The organism is Globicatella sp. HMSC072A10, from assembly GCF_001811625.1.
GTDB lineage: Bacteria > Bacillota > Bacilli > Lactobacillales > Aerococcaceae > Globicatella > Globicatella sanguinis.
Genome location: NZ_KV805665.1, coordinates 1 through 239 on the forward strand (window position 1 = coordinate 1; position 239 = coordinate 239).

At 43.5% G+C, this 239-nt stretch carries 1 protein-coding gene; it reads left to right on the forward strand.

Annotated elements, in window-relative coordinates:
* Positions 1–239: UPF0236 family transposase-like protein (locus HMPREF2811_RS03400; RefSeq protein WP_210386536.1), on the forward strand; the 239-nt coding region annotated here is incomplete at both ends.

Here is a 239-nt window from a genome sequence, read left to right on the forward strand (position 1 = left end):
CAAAGAGAGTCGCAATATATCGGTTGTAGTGCTGAAGGTCACGTTAGCCATTGGTTAAGTGCTCGTTTAAGTTCGAGACCGCTGGGATGGAGTACAACAAGCGCAGAAAACATCGCTAAAGCGCGTGCTTATGACCTAAATGGTGGTGATTTAAAAGTTTGGGTAAGAAATCAAACAAAAACAGCAGAAAGAGAACGAAGAGTCAATAAATTAGATGGCCGTGTGGGGCGAAAATACGC